Raw genomic sequence first — 18648 nt, 5'->3', positions numbered from 1 at the left:
CATGAATAAAAAAAACATTCTACTTATAATAGGGGTTATCGCTTATAACCTGTTGCCGCTGGTTTTACCGGCACAGTCTGTATTACCAACTTACAATATTATCTGGAATTCACAAAGTAGAAATGCAGGAGAATCCATGCCATGCGGTGGGGGTGATATCGGATTGAACATTTGGGTAGAAAAAGGCGACCTGTTAGTGTACATGGCCAAAAGCGGTTGCTTTGATGAAAACAATGCCTTATTAAAAGAAGGACGAATACGTGTCAAATGCACACCAAATGTCTTTGAGGGCGAATATTTTAAACAGGAATTAAATTTAGCAGCCGGTTATGTACAGATCGACGGCCGGAACAACCGGCTGCAAACAACTATAAAAATATGGGTAGATGTGTTCCGTCCTGTGGTACATATAGACGTTACAGGCAATGAAGCCGTGAAGACAGAAGTGAGTTATGAAAGCTGGCGGTATACCAACCGTACCCTTACCGGCAAAGCCAACAATGCCAATTCCTACAAATGGGCCCCTCCTACTGAAGTAATTACTAATAAAGATAATATTGACTTTAAAGACAATACCGTGTTGTTTTATCACCGTAACCGCGGAGATGTACCAAATGTTTTTGATATAACGGTAAAACAACAAGGGCTGGAAGCGGTAAAAGACCAATTATACAACCCAATTGCCAACCTAACGTTTGGCGGCTCTTTGCAGGGGAACAACCTGCAACCAGCAGGCACGTATACGGGCACTTATATGGATACCGATTTCAAAGGCTGGAAACTGCAAAGCAAAAAAGCCGCCCGCGAACATCACATTACCGTTTTATTGCATACTGCTCAAACGCCTACCCCCGAAGCCTGGTTGACCGGCCTGCAAACCGTTAGTACGGATGCTGCTAAATATTCAGCAACCGCCTGGCAACAAACCCGTAACTGGTGGAAACAATACTGGCAACGCAGTTTTGTATATCTGCAACCCAACCGGCCCGATACCGGTTCTGTGCTTTGGCAAACCGGTCGTAATTACCAGTTGTTCCGTTATATGCTTGGTTGTAACGCTATGGGAAATTATCCTACCAAATTTAATGGTGGATTGTTCACTTACGATCCTTCTGCAATAGATAGCAGCATGCGTTTTACACCCGATTTCCGTAACTGGGGGGGTGGTATTCACACAGCCCAAAACCAACGGCTGGTTTATTTCCCTATGCTGAAGAGCGGCGATTACGACGGCATGAAAGCACAGTTTGATTTTTACCAGCGTATACTGCGTAACGCCGAATTACGCAGTGAAACCTACTGGCAGCATAAAGGTGCCTGCTTCGCAGAACAGCTTGAAAATTTTGGATTGCCCAATTGTACAGAATGGGGTTGGAAGCGCCCCGCCGATTTTGATAAAGGCGTTGAATACAATGCCTGGCTGGAATACGAATGGGATACCGCGCTGGAGTTTTGTTTAATGATACTGGAGACTGAGCGTTATAACGGCAACAATATAAAAGAATACATGCCGCTTATTGAAAGCTGTCTTCGTTTCTTTAACGAACACTATCAATACCTGGCCAGTAAACGGGGAAGAAAGAGCCTCGATGGCAATGGTAACCTTATATTATTTCCCGGCTCAGCTGCAGAGACCTACAAGATGACCTATAACGCCAGCAGTACGGTTTCCGGTTTACGTACGGTACTGACCAGATTACTGGAATTACCGGCAACATACCTTGCTGACTCGGCACGCACGCAATGGCAACAGCTCTTGCTGCGCATCCCCCCTATTAATTTCAGACAATTTGGTAATTACACAACCATTGCCCCCGCCAAACTATGGGAACGGGTTAACAATACGGAATGTCCCCAACTATATCCTGTTTTTCCATGGGGTATATATGGGATTGGGAAACCCGGTCTGGATACCGCCATCAATACCTTTAAACACGATACAGACGCGCTTAAATTCAGAAGTCATATAGGCTGGAAACAGGATAACATTTTTGCCGCCCGCCTGGGATTGACCAACGAGGCCCTGCAGCTAACCACCCAGAAATTAAGGAACAGCGGTCGCCGCTTTCCCGCTTTCTGGGGCCCCGGGTTCGACTGGACGCCCGATCACAACTGGGGCGGCAGTGGCATGATCGGTTTACAGGAGATGTTGTTACAGGCCGATGGCAAAAAGATCTACCTCTGCCCTGCCTGGCCTAAAGATCAGGACGTACATTTTAAATTACACGCACCCTATAACACTACGGTTGAAGCAACCGTTATAAATGGGAAAGTACAATCACTCACAGTGCTCCCGGAAGAAAGAAAGAAAGATGTGATCGATATGCTGCCGGCGAAGGACTATTAAAGTATTTAAAAACATGAGATCCTTACTCGTCTTATCGCTGATTTGTCTGGTAACAATCCTGTCGCAGGCGCAATCGCCCTGCGATAAAATAAAGTACCTCGACAAACTGGCGATGGCACCCGCCGAATTGCCGGTGCAGGATTTCAAATTGTTTGATTACAACCAAATTCCCGATTCAGTAAAAGCCCGTCTCCAAACCGAGATCATCAGGGAAACTTCTGCCGCCTTCTTCAAAGAACTAACAATAAGAAGCGTAAAGTACCTTGATTCAGCGATCAATGAAAAACTGTTTACACCTGTTGTGGTCCTCGACAATGACAACAATCCGGTGAACTTTGTGTATGCTATCTTTTATGAAATGAAATTTAAGGGCGAGATCCCTTTTGTATTCAAACTGGAAGTAAAACAGAATGGTGAGTTGTTAAAGAAAGGACAGTTTGAAGGTATTGTAAACCAGAAGAAGAAGATCATTCCCTGTACCAAAGCATTATCAATAGCAGCTGCCGATAAAGAAGCGCCTATTACCAAACCAGGCGATATCTATATTTATTACAATCAAACCTATAAAACAATAGTCTGGCAGATCATGGAAGCCGATAATGCCACGGGCAACAGCCAGCATGTAACCGTGATCAATGTATTTGATGGGGAGATCCTTGAGAGGAATGAGTTCTTAAAAGGGATGACCAATTTCGATAATGAATAAGACCTGTAAGGTGCATCATTCGAGCTTGCCTTAACAGTGGGTTGTATTGCACAGGTCTTTATCGGCACAAGCGGACGCTTGCGCCATTATTATTTAGTTAAAACAAGACCTGTCAGGACCGCATTGATCACCTGATTATTCGAAACCCAATGACGCACCTTACAGGTCTGTAAATATTATTTCCTCACCCACACCGTCATATCCGACTTGCCGCGATTACCCCAGGCATAATAGGGCACCATGGTTATTTTTATCGGAGTGGAGGTGGTGCGTACTTCTTTATACAAAGCGTTCGACCAATCGGTTTTAGGCTCTAACAACGCCGTTCCCTGTAAAGTAGCGATCTTGCTTTTACTGATAGTGGTCAGCACTGGCTTCAGATCGTTCTTTATGGGTATTGCAATATCAAACACGTTTGTTCCTTTTGGCAAATCAGTTGATTCCAGGCAATACACTACCGGACCACGTTTTACGGCCAATTGGTTACGGGTCTCTTCAACCTGTGGATTGCTTTCAATCAAAGTTACCGGCATGCTCAGCTCGAGCTCTATTACATCCCCGGCCTTCCAGGTACGATTGATCTCGGCGTATTGCGCCGGTTTGGAGGTAGCAGTTACGGGTTTGCCATTCAGGGTTAATCCCGCTTTATTACACCAGCCTGGTATGCGCAAAAACAATGAGAAGGCCTTGGCTTCCGCTTTTGTAACAGTGAATTTAATATGGCCATCCCAGGGATAATTGCTTTGTTGCGTCATCTCCAGCGCCGAACCATCATCCAGCTTTGTAGACAATTTATTGGCACCATACAAATGCACCCATACCCCTTTGTCAGAAGTGGTGTAAGCATAATCACTTACTTCCGCCATGGTACGTACCGTATTGGGCGGACAACAATTAGACAATTTGATATAGGGTACGCGGCCTGCTTCCTGCCAACGTAATGTATAGGGAAAATCAGCTGAATGACTCAGCGGATTGGTATAAAAGAAATTATTACCATCAAGGCTGATACCTGATAAGATACCGTTGTACAATTCCAATTCCATTACATCGGCATACTTGGCATCGCCCGACAACAACAGCATCCGCCAGTTCCACAACAAGTTACCGATATTGGCACAGGTCTCATTATGCGCAGTGATGTTTGGCAACTGATAAGCCCGGCCATATGCCTGATGCGTTTTTTGAACTACAGGTGGTTTATAGGAAGTACCATAAGGTGATACGCCATCATACAAAGCGCCACAACCGCCGGTAACGTACATCTTTTTGTACACCACATCATTCCAGATGCTGTTTAAACAAGTCATCAGGGAATCATCACCGGTTTCGGCATATACATCGGCCACACCTGCATACAAATAATTGGCGCGCACCGCATGGCCCATCGCCTCCATTTGCTGACGGAAAGGAATGCGGTCCTGGTTATCATCAGTACCTTCTTCCACCAATCCGCGAATGTTAATGAGGTTAGTGGCCAGTTGCAGGTATTTGGGATCTTTGGTAGTACGATACAATTCCACCACACCCATGTAATGTGAAGGACAAATGGCATTACGGGCTAACTCAGGCGAAGCACGCTTATAGAAATTATCCAGGTAATCGGCTGCTTTTATGGCTACATCCAATAAAGTTCTTTTACCAGTAACACGGTAATGAACACAACCAGCGGTCATGAGGTGACCAAGGTTGTACGTTTCAAAATTAAGCCGATCGCCAAATGCTTTCTCCTTATTGGTTTGCTTGCGCGCTTCAATCAGTACAGGCGTATGAATATAACCATCGGGGCGCTGACAGGCCACAATGGTAGCAATAGCTGTATCAAGCATCGTTTCCAGGTGCTTGTCTTTGGAGACCGCATACAAACTGGTCACCCCTTCCAGCAGTTTATAAAAATCGCCATCATGGAACGGGGGACCGCTGTGCGATCCGGTATCCTTACCGGCTGCAATTTCAAAATTCTTATAGGCGTGGCTCACATTGGCGTCGGTATAAGTACGCCATAAATGTGGCACCATAGAGTCCTTACATACCTGCATCCGTTCGCCCCAAAAACCACCAGTCCAAACGGTGGCCGACAGGTCTACTGGTTGCAATTTCACATGCGTGCTCTTGCTGGTATTCACCAGGCTGTTGTTCTGACTGTACACACAATCTCCCGCAACCAACAGGACAAGGAAAAGATGAATACTTTTATACATAGCTTTTACAAATTTTTCAACGTTCTATATTATTGTTCTACTATCAAAGTTACCGGACCTAACAAACCAGCAGGCAACAGCGGTTTATCTTTCGACCAGAAAGGCGCATTGGTCCAGGTAATTCGTTCTTTCTCCGGCAATAACTGATCCCCTTTCAAGCGGTTGAACCAGGTATTCGTCACTGCTATCCGCAATTCATTTTTACCAGGATGAATGGCTTTGGTAACATCAATCCGATAAGGAGGCGTCCACATAACACCACAGGAAATACCATTCACATACACCTCCCCTATGTTGGCTAACTGACCCACTTCTATAAAAACCTTTGTACCGGCGTTGATCGTATCCCTGCATTCAATGGTATTTGTATAGGCCGCTGTTCCGGAATAATATTTAATGGCATTATTATTATCCGTTGACCAGTCCTTTAATTGTTCAAATACGACAGGCTTTGCCGGGCCGCCCTTAGTGCTATCAAATGTAACAGTCCAGGGATTTTGAATGGCCTCTCGTTTTACAGCAGATTCAACCAGGGAAAATTTTCCATTTGTCGGCTTTCGTAATACGATGAATACAGAGCCATTAGCAGGAAGGTCCAGTGGTATAACGGTCCTGCTATTCCTGAATAAATAAGGCGCCGCGTCTGTTTGACTTCCAGTAACCGGGTCCCAGATCTCAGGCAAATAACCGGTTTTTCGTAAAGTAACAAATACGCTCCGTTCCTCATTACGCTGGTTACTGATAAAATAAATATCGAACCCTTCACCCGTCCTGTGCGTCCAGGCCATATCGTGAACAGGCTTTCCGGAAGCCTGGAAGGTGATGTCTTTTTCTAATCCAACAGGTTCAAAAGAACTTTCCATATACGGTCCCTGTATCACAGTTCCCTTCCCTACTTTCCATTGTTTCAATTTACCGGCTGGTGCTTTTTTCCAGATAGTAGCTGCAATGGCTTTTACTTCTTTATCAGCAGCAGTTCTTTGTTCAAGGCTGTATGATTGTTCGGGTGCGTCATTTACAATTATGGTTGCACCAGCTTTTACCAGTTCTGCGATCTTTCTAATAACCGCCGGTGTCATGCGTTTGGCCACGGGTGACATCGAATGCGGCTGTGGCAGCACCAATATTTTATAACTGGCGCCTCCGGGAAACTCAACCCTTCCATTACGTACAGTTGCCTGTAACAAAACATCCGGGTTAAAACAATCATAGGCATAACCATGTAATGGATCGATCCATTTTTCCGGGTCAGCCATATTGGCTGTATGGGTTACGCCTTCGGGCATGGTGCGCAACGGATTACCGTCATTGGCTAATCGCTTTTTCTCTGATTGAACAACTGAGTCACCAAAAATGCCCGGCAGCGTATTTACGAGTCTGTATGGCAATATCGAACGACGGGGAATATCTTCACCGGTGAACACAGCTACATCTACCACTGGTTTACCGGTCTGTAATAACGCCTGACAACGCTGAGCATATTCCACCCAGGCCCTACCCGGCTTCCACCAGGTTTGGTCCCGTTGGAAATAGAGACCGATCCCATTCAATGTCATCCCGGGTTTTCGGTCCAGCCACGGACTTTCCATAGATACGTGGTACACGAGCTTGTTTATACCCGACGCATAATTCCTGTCAGCTAATGCTTTCAACATCCCCGGGTGTTCATCCCAGGACAGCCGCAATTCGGTAAATGCTTCTGCACCGATAACCGGTTTACCATAGATATGCGCGCCGGATATGGCATCAAACATATCATTGGGTTTATCGTGGGTTGGGCTTTTTAACCAGAACTCGCCCATAGGAAGATCAACTTCTTTATAATGCAATAATCCATCGCTGGTCATGGTGGGTGCAATACTTTCTGCGCTCACTACACAGCCCTTCTCATGCGCCAGGTTTTTCAACGTTATATAAAACACATCTCTTACCAGTTCTATGATCGTTTGGCGTACGTCATATAAAAAGCGTTCTGATACATCGGCGCTTTGCACTGGTACACCAGCCATGGTTATGAGATAGGGTAAGCAATCATACCCCCGACGCTTTTTAAATTCATCCCTGAAAACCGGCGACCAGTTCTGGCTGCCGCATTCCCAGCTATCAATATGGAATAGTTTCAATACGTCTTTGGCTACATCCGGTCCTGCCTGACGAATGGCCTCTGCAAACCAGCTGTCAAATTGCAGCTTTACGGCTTCCGGATTAAACTTATCGCATTCCAGTCCTTTACCGCCACCACCGGTTGCATTGGTCTGTCCCGTGGAGGTATGCCCCATCCGCACGATGGTCCAATTGCCTTCAGGCACCTCCCAATTGAGATGGCCATCCCCCGTCATTTTACTGGTAATATCAATGATGCGGTTCAATGGAACACATAACGAATCGGGTACCTGTGCTGCAGCTGTCCGTTCGCTTAGGCGCCAAACAGCGCCGCTTTTTCCTTCATATTGATGTATCACCGGTTCGCCCGATAAATAAATACCCGTGATCTTTAACACCGGTTTCCACTTGGCAAAATCCAGATCTTCCGATCCGGGCTCCAATCCCTTTTTATCATATACAAACCTGAAATACCGGGCAGTAATGGCTTTGATTGAATAAGTAAGATCAAAGTCAAAATCCTGCCAGCCGGTACGAGGCGACTGCATCCGCTCAACGGGGGTGAACTTTTTACCGTCATTACTTACCTCAATGCGTAACTGGCGGCATGGATAATTAGTGCCGCTGGGATGAATAACAATAGAGCGGCAGGTGAACGGCCTGGCGTAGGCATATTGGATCCAGCAGGCACTGTCGCTTCTAAAGTTTTGGCGGTTATGTTTCTCTGCCAGGAATTGGGGCGAAACGCCGGCCACACTGCTGCTCACAACCGGTATCAATGCTGTATCCGCAATGCTTTTTTTGATCATCGTGGGATAGGCCAATACCGCAATGTCTTTATAGTAATTTTCCTTTGTTTCAGGTTGCGGTAATACCCCATTGAAGGTTTGTTTACCGGAAACGTACGTTTTAGTGCTTACCACCCGTTGCATGGACATTGCTGGTTTTATCCAGGGGCCACCGGCCAGGGCAAAACCATCACTCACGTGCATCCCCAATTGAAAGTGCAGGCGTTTGGCTTCCTGCATGGCAAATTTCACCAGTTCCCACCAATGAGGGGTTAATTGCTGTGCGGGTGGATTAAACAAGGGCACACTATCTGCGCCTTTGATGAACATCATATAAGCACCGCCTAATCCGGCCGATTTCATGGCTTCCAGGTCGGCAGTAATACCTTCTTTGGAAGCAGCCGCCTGCATCCAGTACCAGAATACCCAGGGTTTGGCGGGCTCCGGTGGATGACGGAACAGTTCATCCAATGAGGTGTCTGTTAACGGGGCCTCGCTTGTATATGAGGCTCCAGCATACTTACCTGCCTGTGGAAACAGGAACAGCGCCGCTAAACAAGAAGCTAATATTATACTATGTTTCTTCATTTATTAATCATGGATCGTGAAACGTGAAACGGCAAGCCACCTTAGTCAAGGCTTCGGTGGCCAAGTCGTGAATCGGCCTCGCCTGCGATTCGGCAAAGGCTTTGAACCCGCGCTTATCCGAATTACCTTAATAACTAAATAACTCAAGAACCTACGAACTTAACTTTCAACCTTCAACTTTCAACTCGCAACCACATCAACCTCTTTCGCTACATCAAAATCCCCTTCCTGAACACTCAACTCCTCTTTAACCGGCCTTTTGCGCCAGTAATTTGCTAATATAGACCCAGCCACATTCATCCATGGACTGAACACGGCAGCGGGTAACCCCAACGTACCGAGCTTGCCCATACTGGCTGCAATACCCGAGGCCATACCGGCATTTTGCAAACCCACTTCAAATGCTACGGTGCGGGCAGCGTTTTTATCCAACCTGAACAAACGTCCCAACCAGTAGCCAAAGAAGAACCCGGCCGCATTGTGGATCACTGAACACAGGAACAATAAAAAGCCGGTCTTTAATAAATTGTCATGTCCGGCAGCGGTTGTAACCGTGGTAAAATAAATGATGCCGAACATGGAAAAATAAGGCATAATGGAATCGAGCTTTGTAATGGCCTTCGCCAGCAGGTGGTACAACACACCAGCTACTACAGCGCTTAATAAAAACCCGAATATTTCGATGGATTGTAAGAATGATTCTGAAGTAACGTGGGCAGACAGATAATCCCACCAACCAAGCGGTAAAGCTACCAGCCATAAGGCTGCTACAACAAACAGCACAGTTATTAACCGAACGCTTTTGGGAGTAGCATTTTTTAAAAAGTCGTGTAACAGCGCGGCGCCAATAGGTACGATCACGATCTTGATGATCTCCATCATCATATGGACCACTTTTACCTGCACCAGGGTGCCGGCCAATAATTTCATCAATAAGGGCGTAAAGAAAGGGGCAGCCATCGTGGCCATAGCAGTAACTACTACAGATAGCATGAGGTTGGCCTTCGCAAGGTATACCATTACGTTAGAGGCCAACCCACTTGAGGTAGAGCCAATAAGAATGATCCCAGCGGCAATCTCCGGTTCAAAATGAAATACTTTTGTAAGCAGCAATCCCATCAGGGGCATAATAGAGAAATGGCACATTAAACCAATCACCACCCCACGGCCGGTTTTACCAACACTGGTAAAATCTTCCAGTTTCATTTGTATACCCATACCAAACATCACCAGCTGAATGATGATCAACATCAACCATTTATTCCGGAGATCGATGGAACCCCAGTTGGTGAAAGAAGCAGGGAACATCATCCCGGCAACTACTGCGGCAATGATCCAGGCGGTATACCTATAACCCTTCAATGCAGGAATAGCACCTAACCCGATGGCTGTGCACACGGCCGCACCAACCGCAACGGGTTTGTACAACAACGGATTTTGCATTATAATACCGATCAGTAAGGCAACCAAACCTGCAATACCAGCCACCAAAAACACCTGGGATACTCTTTTCATATGGATTATATAGAGCCGGGAGCTACCTAAGCTTCCCGGCTTTATTCAATTATTTTAAAATAGAGGCAATATGTTGTACAGCAATACCCGGACTGGCCAGGATAGGCACTTTTTTATCTTCGGGCGACAAGGCATCGGCTACCCGGGCCATAGAGGCTTGCGCCAATACGATCACGTCTACTTTAGCAGACAATTCGCGTAATGCTTTCCCAACCATTTCATCGTGTTTAGCGCCATCACCGCTCATTAAAGCGTCAAAAGCGCCTTCGCACAATACTGCCTGCAACTCTATGTCTTTGCCTGCGACAGCCGCTCTGCGTTTTACCAGGTCGCTGGTGGGTTGCAGGGTAGTTGACAACGTTGCAATTACGCCAATGCGTTTACCGGTGCGTACTGCCTGATCGGCCATCGGCTGATCAACGCGCAATACAGGCACATTGGTCAATTCAGCAGCGGCTTCTACAGCAGCGCCAATGGAAGAACAGGTCACCAGAATAAAGTCGGCGCCCGCTAATTCCGCAGACCCAACATAGTTCACTACCCGGCGTGCAGTGGTGGGCGTTAATTCTCCACAGGCAATGGTGTTTTTAATAAGGCTGTCGTCAACAATGTTGAACACCTTTACCTGGGGCATATGTTCACTAACTAATTGTTGGAACATAGGCACCAATGTTGCTGAAGTATGAATAAGTCCTAAAGTCTTCTGTTGCATGTTGTATATTATTTTCTTCTGTTATAGTTGTATTAATTCAAATTGCCTTGCATCAACACTTCAAAATAATCTTCACCGCCTACCTGTCCGCCTTTGAAATTTACTTCCAAACCATCAATAGACGAACCGGGTGCCGTTGCTTTACACAAAGGTGCACCTGGCACCAGGGCTGCGATCATTTCTACGGCTTCAATACCCATGGCGCGGGCTGCATAGCTGCTGGTATCGCCACCGGCAATTACGATCCTTTTTACAGGTGACTGACGCACGGCGTCACGGGCAATTGACCCCAATGCCCCGCCCAATTGTGCTGCAGGTAAGTTAACGGTTTGCTGGCTACCAGCCCCTCCCGTGCTAATAATTACATGTTTTCCTTTATTCAGGAAGTCAACCGCTTTACTGATCGCTACATGAATAGACTGCTGATCATTGTTGCAAATAGCCGGCGCATCGATCAGGATCTCTTCAAATCCTTTTGATTTGGCGTAGGTGATCTGTCCGGCCGTTATGGGCGAACAACTACCTACAATCACCAATAATGGCGCTGCTTTGCCGGGATGGTCCCAGGCCTGTCTTGACGTCAATTGGTCTGTAAAGTTCCAATGCTGGCCCAATGCCATTTCAATTCCTGACGAACCTACAGAAAACAAAGTACCGGTATTGGCCTGCGCATCTATCAGTTCTCCAATGAGCTTTAATTGCTCCTGGTATAAGGCATCGAACAACGCCACTTCAAATCCCTGTTGAACCACTTCCTCCCACGCCTGCTGAAGCGACCCGTTCGACAATTGCAGAATGTCTATCAATCCTGTTTTCTTCGAAGTCTGTTTCTCCAGATGCAGCCGCAAGTCGCTTTCATCTGCCGGTGTTACGGGGTGTTTGCTCATGGACGGATGTCTGTCGAGCCGGTAAATTTTTCCATTGCTACCGATCCCCATCCGTGCAAACAGATTCCCGAACATACAATAACGGCCCAATACAGGCGCCGCTACCAGCAAGGGAATGCATTTGTTTCTGAAAACAGTATAACCAGTATCGATGGCCTTTCCTATGCTTCCTATTGTGGGAGAAGAATCAAAGGTGGAGCATACTTTATAATGTACATGGCGCGCCCCGGTTTGCTTTAATTTTTCAAAAGCAGGTAACAGGGTTTGCTCCATCTCTGCCGGCGCCATGGCACGGGTTTTACCCGCCACCCCAAACGCATTAAGACCTGGATACTTCTTTAATTGTTCCGTTGTTGGCGGTTCAATGAATAAAGCAGTCTTCGCCCCGGCACGGGTTAAAAACTCAAGCGCATCTGTTGATCCAGTAAAGTCATCTCCGTAGAATGCTAGTAGTATGTTGTTGCTTTTTGATTCCATTGTTTAAGTGTGAGTGGTCAGTTGTCAGTGGTGAGTGGACTCGCGATTTTTCGGATCTCTCGAATTTCGGGATCCTACTCACCATTCACCACTCACAACTCACTTGTTAACTATTTCTTCCCAAACTGTTTTACCGACTCAGAAAACTCTTTATACTTAGCCGCAGCCTGTTCAACACTCAACCCATCCACCGCTGCCTGCCATGCCTGTTGTAAGGCCACAACACCAGCTGCTGCGCCCAGGGGGTGCGCCATAATGCCACCACCGGCCATGTATAACAGATCAACTGTTTGGGTGCGACGATAGGTTTCCGGCGCCTGTCCGCCCCATTGGCCGCTAGACACCACCGGCAATACCGATTCGTGATCATAGAACGGCGTTTGCAAAGATTTTATAGAAGCCACAACTGAATCATCGCTTTCCCAGAATTTATTCTGAATACCATTTACGTGCAGTTGGTCAACCCCTGCTACCCGCCATAATTTTTGATAGGCCCGGAAATCGATCCCCAGCAACGGATGACGGGTTTGCATCCCCCAGCCATTGCGGTGCGCATGGATTGCCAGCTGGCGTTGATCACAGATCTTTTTTACACCGGCCATCCCTACACTGTTGATGCTTACCATAGCGCAGGTACCGCCACTCTTTACTATATATTCATAGCGTTGCAGCATTTCATCGATCTCACCGCTGATATTAAAGGCATACATCACCTTTTTACCGGTTGCATCGGCATGCGCATTGATCACTTTCATGATCGCATCTACTCTATCTTTGAAAGAGGAATTAGCCGATGAAGACAACAACTCATCATCTTTTATAAAGTCGATCCCAGCTCCGGCCAGTGTTTTAACCATTGCTGCTGTTTGCTCAGGTGTAAGTCCAATACTGGGTTTTATGATGGTACCGATCAGGGGTCTGTTTTGCACATTGGTTAACTGACGGCAACCTTCTATCCCAAAGGCGGGTCCTTTATAATGTTGGGCATAGGAAGCCGGCAACGCTATATCCATCAGCTTTAAACCAGTAAACTGGCGCAGTTCATACAGGTTACCTTGCAGCGTTGAGGTCAACACCGGCAGGTTATAACCAAAGTTCTCGATGCTCCACGACACCTGGATCTCGGCACGATGGTATTGTCCATTGTTGCTGGCAGCCCCAGGCATCGCTGGCGTAGTAACAGTTTCCAATGGGGTTACTTTTTCTACTCTTGCGGCAAATCGCTGTTTCAACTCTTCGGTTTCACCAGGTACCGCAATGAACGTCCCAGACGATTGTTCCCCTGCTAAAACTGTTGCTGCTTTTTCCGGGTCTAAAGGCGTTTCGATATAGTATGTTGCTGTTATCCTTTCCATCATTTGTTTTATTATTTTCAACCTGATCAACCTGATCAACTGGTTAACTCTTATACTTTATTTCGTACTCTTTACCAGCCTCAATAGTCACCTCGTAAACATTATTCCCTTTGCTTACGATCGTAGCTCCTTTAGAAGATGGCTTTGTTTGACTTTTAAACTTAAGTATTCCTGTTCCCACAGCACTTTTTATCTTGATCTGGGTAGTGCTGCAATATACGCTGATGTCTCCTTTGGGTGTGGGCACTTTACCTTCCATCCATTGCAAACCGCCCAGAACGGGTTCTGCCGTCCAGGTGGCATAACCGGGCGAAGCAGGTTGTACGCCCAGATAGTATTTACCCAACAGGTAAATTGGACTGGCACCCCAGGCATGACAAAGGCTTTTTCCAAACGGACGGCCATACATAGAATAATGGTCGGCGCCTGTTTTGGATGGATTGTATTCTTCCCAGAATGAAGTAGCACCGGCCTGTAACATACCGCCCCAGTAGCTTTTCATTTCGTTCAACACATATTTTTGTTCACCCATCGCACACAATGCTTCCAGCTCATAAAAACGCATATAGGGCGTAGTGATCTTTTGAATATTGTCGTTCAACAACACATGTTGTTTTACCTGTTGTTTTTGGTCTTCATTAAAGTAATTAAAGAAGATGCCGAACATATTGGCGTAACGGGTTACGTTATCGGTTGGTTTTCCATCAACCCGGCTGTGTACCAGCGCATGTTTGCTTTCGTTCCAGTAAATAGAAAACAGTTTCGACCGCATATCGGCAGCGAGCTGTTTGTACAGCGTTTCATTTTTTGTATCGTTCACCATCTTAGCACAAAGCGCCATGGTTTCCAGACTTCTACAGAAAAGCATTTGCTCAAAGCTCACTTCTCCTTTTTTGCTTAACCCGGGTGCCCAGTCAATAAAGATCCAGTCGCCAGACAGCCCCTGCATCATGCCATCTTTATTACGACGGCCCAGGCAATACTCCATCATGCTTTGCATGCGGGGGTAGAACTGTTGAATGAATGTTTTATCGCCAGTATACTGATACAGGTCATATATTCCCAGGAACCAGTAAAAAGTATAGTCCATGATGGTATTGATGTGGCTGGTCACGGGATCTTTACCACGCAAGGCCATCAACGTGCGGTTGACTGTAGGCACATCAAAGTACAGGTAATAGTTCATCAGGTAGCTTTGATATGCATCACCACTCCAGATCCAGCGATCGCGTTTTATTCCATCTATAAAGAATTCCCGCGTACACAAATGCATGGTATAAGCCGCTACATCCCATATTTTATTGATGCCAGTATCTGAACAACGAAAAGCACCGCGGTTCTCTACAGGCAGGTATTCGTACAACATAGAAACAGAATCAAGCGTAACGCCGCCTTCTGCCTGTACATTTACATACCGGAATGCCTTTGTAAGCATCATTATGGAATCCATCTTTCCATCAGCATTCACGGCTACCCTATCCAGCGTTTCACAGGTACCTGTAGCCAACGCTTCTTCTTTTGATTCGCCATAATACAACGACACTTTGCCTTTGCCCTGTAACCCATGCAGGCGGATATAACCAAATGTTTCTTTACCAAAATCAACCAGTAAGGAACCATTGTTTTTGGTGGCAGACACAGCAGATTGTGGTTTCACGGCCAGTTTGAAGGCCGAAGGACGTTGTGTTGGTTCATTGAAATTCCAGCTGCCGGCATTCAACCAAACAGTGGCCGATACATCGGAGGTCTTACCTGTTTCATCGATCCACTCTTTATCTTCAAAGGTTACCAGCCAGGAAGAATCAGAAGCAATGGTTTTACCTTTTACATAAATAGCAGGCACGGTACCAGCGCTGAATACTTTTACATTGATACGGTGTTTGCCTGCGGGAATGGTTATCCGTGACGGTGTTCCTTCAAAACCTTTACCATCGAGCTTGAGAATATATTTCCCTTCTACAAATACATCGATGTCTTCAGGTCCGGTTAATTCCACATCCTTATGAAAATCCATCAACACATAATGTCCATCCAGCTTCCAGAATGGAGGAAAGAAAGAACCACGTTCTGTACGGCGGTTCTGCATATTATTGGCCAGCCAGATCTCGAAGTCACCGGGATACCAGATCCAGGTAGCAGGAGCAGTTGGGGCGCTTTTTTGTACAGGCTCGCTCTGAGCCATGGCTGTATTACAGACGAATAATACTAATGCTATCCAAATCGTTTGACGCAATATGGCATGTTTGCAATTCATTCCGGAAAGATTTATTAAATGCAAAAATTAGTGTCCGTTAAAAACTAAGTACAATCCTATCATTACCGCTACAAGTACGCTCCACATAACCCATACCCGTTTGTCGGGTTTGGCCAGGCTTTTAAAATAAGCGGCCTGCTGTATTTGTAATGCACCTTTTTTATCAAAAACCGAGATCAAAATCGTCATGGCGCTTAATACAAGAAACAGGTAAAACGACAACAGCATAAAATGCGGCCAAATGGTGTATGTTTTTGACGGGTATACCCACAAATATAAGATCCCTATCAACAGGCAAAACGCCGTACCTATGGTCAATACACAATTGATGGCGCGGGGCGTTGTTTTCTTCCAAAGCACGCCAAACAAAAAAGCAACGGTCATAGGCGGCGCCAGGAAACCTAACACCGACTGAAACACGTTAAACAGGTCCAGCCCTTTTATCAGATCAATCGCCAGTGCCACCGCAACTGATACGATGGCTCCCACCACCGTAATGATCCGGCCTACACGAATGATCTCCCGGTTAGTAGCCTGAGCATTGTATTTTTTAACATATATATCCATGGTAAACACCGTACTCACTGAATTGAGCGAGGCGCCAATGGTGCTTATTAAACAAGCCACCAGCACTACGATGATCAGGCCCTTCAAACCTGCCGGAAACAAATTGGTTACCATCGTCAGGTAAGCTTCATCAGGATTTATATTCGGATACAGCACATAACAAATTATCCCAGGTAAAATAAACAGGGGCACATCCAGTATTTTTAACCAGCCAATAAAGTTGGCGCCCAATTGTCCCTGTTTTAAACTTTTGGCTCCTAATACGGACTGTACCATGGATTGTTCGGTACAAAAGAACCACACCCCCATAACGGGGTACCCCAGCAAAATAGGCAGCCAGGGATAGCTTGTATCGCTGTTAGGTTGAAACAAATTCCAGAAATGCGGCGGTGTTTTTTCATATATAGCATGTAGACCTCCGGCTTTTGACACCCCTAGTACCACCAGTAATAATGATACCGCAATCAACAACAACATTTGAAATACGCTGGTATAGGCAATGGTTTTTAAGCCACCTGCAATAACAAACAAAGTAGACACCACCACCATAACGATCACCGACAACCACATTTCCAATCCCAGCAGTTGTCTGATCAACACACCGCCGGCAAACAAGCCCAGCGACAGCCAGGAGATCAAAATAGTGATCAGGGTATACCAGGCCAGAATATTGCGGGTATTCTCACCGAACCGTTTTCCTAAGAACTCAGGTAAGGTGGATACATTGGCGCCCAGGTACCGAGGTGCAAATACCACCGCCAGCATGAGAATGAACACAAACGCATACCACGCAAAATTACCAGATACTATGCCGGATAAATAACCGGCACTGGCTGATGCTACTAACATGGAGGGCCCTACATTGGTACCCCACATGGTAAAACCTATGCTCGCCCAGCCTAATGATTTATCGGCCAGGAACAGGTTTTGGTCTTTGTTCTTTTTTTGTCCAAAACTTACCCATAGCCCTATTCCAAGAAGGATCGCCAGGTAAATCGCAACAATTACAAAGTCTACTGGTTGTAACAGATTGTATATGGCCTTCATCGTTAAGATTTAGTTATCAGGGTTTAATTATCTATAAGCCATGCGCCTTCAAAATATCACTCACCTTCACGGGCTTTCTCTCTTTTAAAGACTGATCCATTGCCTGCAACAACGCAATAGTGCCTATTCCCTCTTGCAGATCAGGATAAGCGATTGTGTTGTTGGTGATGCTATCGGCAAAATATTCCAGGTAATTCTGGTATTCCCCCGCATGGTGACTCTGGCCTTCAAAACGGAAATAGTATTTAATGGTCTTATCGCCCCAATGAACTACTTTTTCTTCGCCGGTCTTATCAGTAATAGCATAACGCAGTTCATGATAATCGGCCTGAGAGGCGCCTTCGGTACCTCGTAAGATCACACTCATGCCACTATCCCTTTGAGCCGGCTGAATAGGCCCGGTATAAGCGCCGCTTACGCGTGCAATGCGACCATCCTTAGCCCTGAAAATAAAGTGCATGGTGTCTTCATTTTTCAAACCAGCTGTTTTCCCATTGCTGCTGATCATCCCATACCCCATTACCTCTTCAATATCGGGCAGGTACCAACGAATAAAATCAACCGGGTGACTTAACCCGCCATAGAGCCATTTGAAGGAACTTTCCAAAGCCCAGGGTTTTTCTAAAAACCAGCGATGATCGGCGTGGTAATGGCTTTCCACAGTGATCAGCTCGCCTACCAAACCAGCCTCAAAATCTTTCCGCTGTCTTTTGGCAGGCTCAAAAAACCGGGAGCTTTGCCCTACAAATACTTTCTTACCGGTTTTCTTTTGCAGATCAAGCAATTCCTTTGCTTTTGCCAGGTCATCGATCAAGGGCTTGGTACAAACCACATGTTTGTTAGCCAGCAATGCCTGTTTAATATGTTCTGCATGCAATTTATCCGGCGTATATATTGCAATGATGTCAATCTCAGGATCGTTCAGCATATCCTCATACTTCGTAGTATAATTGAAAAACTGAAACTCCTTGCTACGGTGTTTGCACAATTCTTCGTTCCTATCGCAAATGGTTTTCAGCTTCACTTTTGCGCTGTTCAAAGCGGCAGACATAGTACTGCGCCCTTCTCCTAATCCTAGTATCCCGAGACTCAACATATAAT

General features: G+C 46.0%; 11 protein-coding genes. 2 read left to right on the top strand and 9 right to left on the bottom strand.

From position 1 onward, the window contains the following. The first annotated feature begins 1 nt into the window (after position 1). Positions 2 to 2347: a DUF5703 domain-containing protein gene (locus tag J7I42_RS27585; RefSeq protein ID WP_209142287.1), complete on the top strand. Its 2346-nt coding sequence runs from the start codon at positions 2 to 4 to the stop codon at positions 2345 to 2347. Between the two features lie 13 nt (positions 2348 to 2360). After that, positions 2361 to 3053, top strand: coding sequence for a hypothetical protein (locus J7I42_RS27580; RefSeq protein ID WP_209142285.1), 693 nt, complete (start codon positions 2361 to 2363; stop codon positions 3051 to 3053). A gap of 176 nt (positions 3054 to 3229) precedes the next feature. Here the strand turns inward: J7I42_RS27580 and J7I42_RS27575 are convergent, their stop codons facing one another. The 9 genes from J7I42_RS27575 to J7I42_RS27535 form a co-directional block, all read right to left on the bottom strand. After that, positions 3230 to 5254 carry an aceric acid hydrolase gene (locus J7I42_RS27575; RefSeq protein ID WP_209142283.1) on the bottom strand — a complete coding sequence of 675 codons (2025 nt, stop codon included), beginning with the start codon at positions 5252 to 5254 and terminating at the stop codon, positions 3230 to 3232. A 29-nt stretch (positions 5255 to 5283) separates the two neighbouring features. After that, the gene (locus J7I42_RS27570; RefSeq protein ID WP_209142281.1) at positions 5284 to 8733 is read right to left on the bottom strand and encodes a glycosyl hydrolase; all 3450 of its coding nucleotides are present in this window, start codon (positions 8731 to 8733) and stop codon (positions 5284 to 5286) included. Positions 8734 to 8913: 180 nt separating this feature from the next. Then, positions 8914 to 10248, bottom strand: coding sequence for a bile acid:sodium symporter family protein (locus J7I42_RS27565; protein ID WP_209142279.1), 1335 nt, complete (start codon positions 10246 to 10248; stop codon positions 8914 to 8916). Positions 10249 to 10297: 49 nt separating this feature from the next. Further along, on the bottom strand, positions 10298 to 10960 hold the full coding sequence (locus J7I42_RS27560) for an aspartate/glutamate racemase family protein (RefSeq protein ID WP_209142277.1): 663 nt from the start codon (positions 10958 to 10960) through the stop codon (positions 10298 to 10300). A gap of 32 nt (positions 10961 to 10992) precedes the next feature. Further along, positions 10993 to 12324 (bottom strand): four-carbon acid sugar kinase family protein, encoded by a 1332-nt coding sequence (locus J7I42_RS27555; protein ID WP_209142275.1) that lies wholly within the window; start codon positions 12322 to 12324, stop codon positions 10993 to 10995. A gap of 110 nt (positions 12325 to 12434) precedes the next feature. Then, positions 12435 to 13682, bottom strand: a complete 1248-nt coding sequence (locus J7I42_RS27550; RefSeq protein WP_236065596.1) for a ribulose-bisphosphate carboxylase large subunit family protein — start codon at positions 13680 to 13682, stop codon at positions 12435 to 12437. 40 nt (positions 13683 to 13722) lie between these two features. After that, complete coding sequence (locus J7I42_RS27545) at positions 13723 to 15933, bottom strand: alpha-L-rhamnosidase-related protein (protein ID WP_236065595.1); 2211 nt, start codon at positions 15931 to 15933, stop codon at positions 13723 to 13725. Positions 15934 to 15960: 27 nt separating this feature from the next. Continuing rightward, positions 15961 to 17547: a sodium:solute symporter gene (locus J7I42_RS27540; protein WP_209142273.1), complete on the bottom strand. Its 1587-nt coding sequence runs from the start codon at positions 17545 to 17547 to the stop codon at positions 15961 to 15963. 31 nt (positions 17548 to 17578) lie between these two features. Beyond that, positions 17579 to 18643, bottom strand: a complete 1065-nt coding sequence (locus J7I42_RS27535; protein WP_209142271.1) for a Gfo/Idh/MocA family protein — start codon at positions 18641 to 18643, stop codon at positions 17579 to 17581. Between the last annotated feature and the right edge of the window lie 5 nt (positions 18644 to 18648).

The sequence above is a fragment of the Niastella soli genome (assembly GCF_017742245.1).
GTDB classification, from domain to species: domain Bacteria; phylum Bacteroidota; class Bacteroidia; order Chitinophagales; family Chitinophagaceae; genus Niastella; species Niastella soli.
Note: the sequence above shows the minus strand (reverse complement) of the source record. Positions and strands in the feature narration are given on the sequence as shown.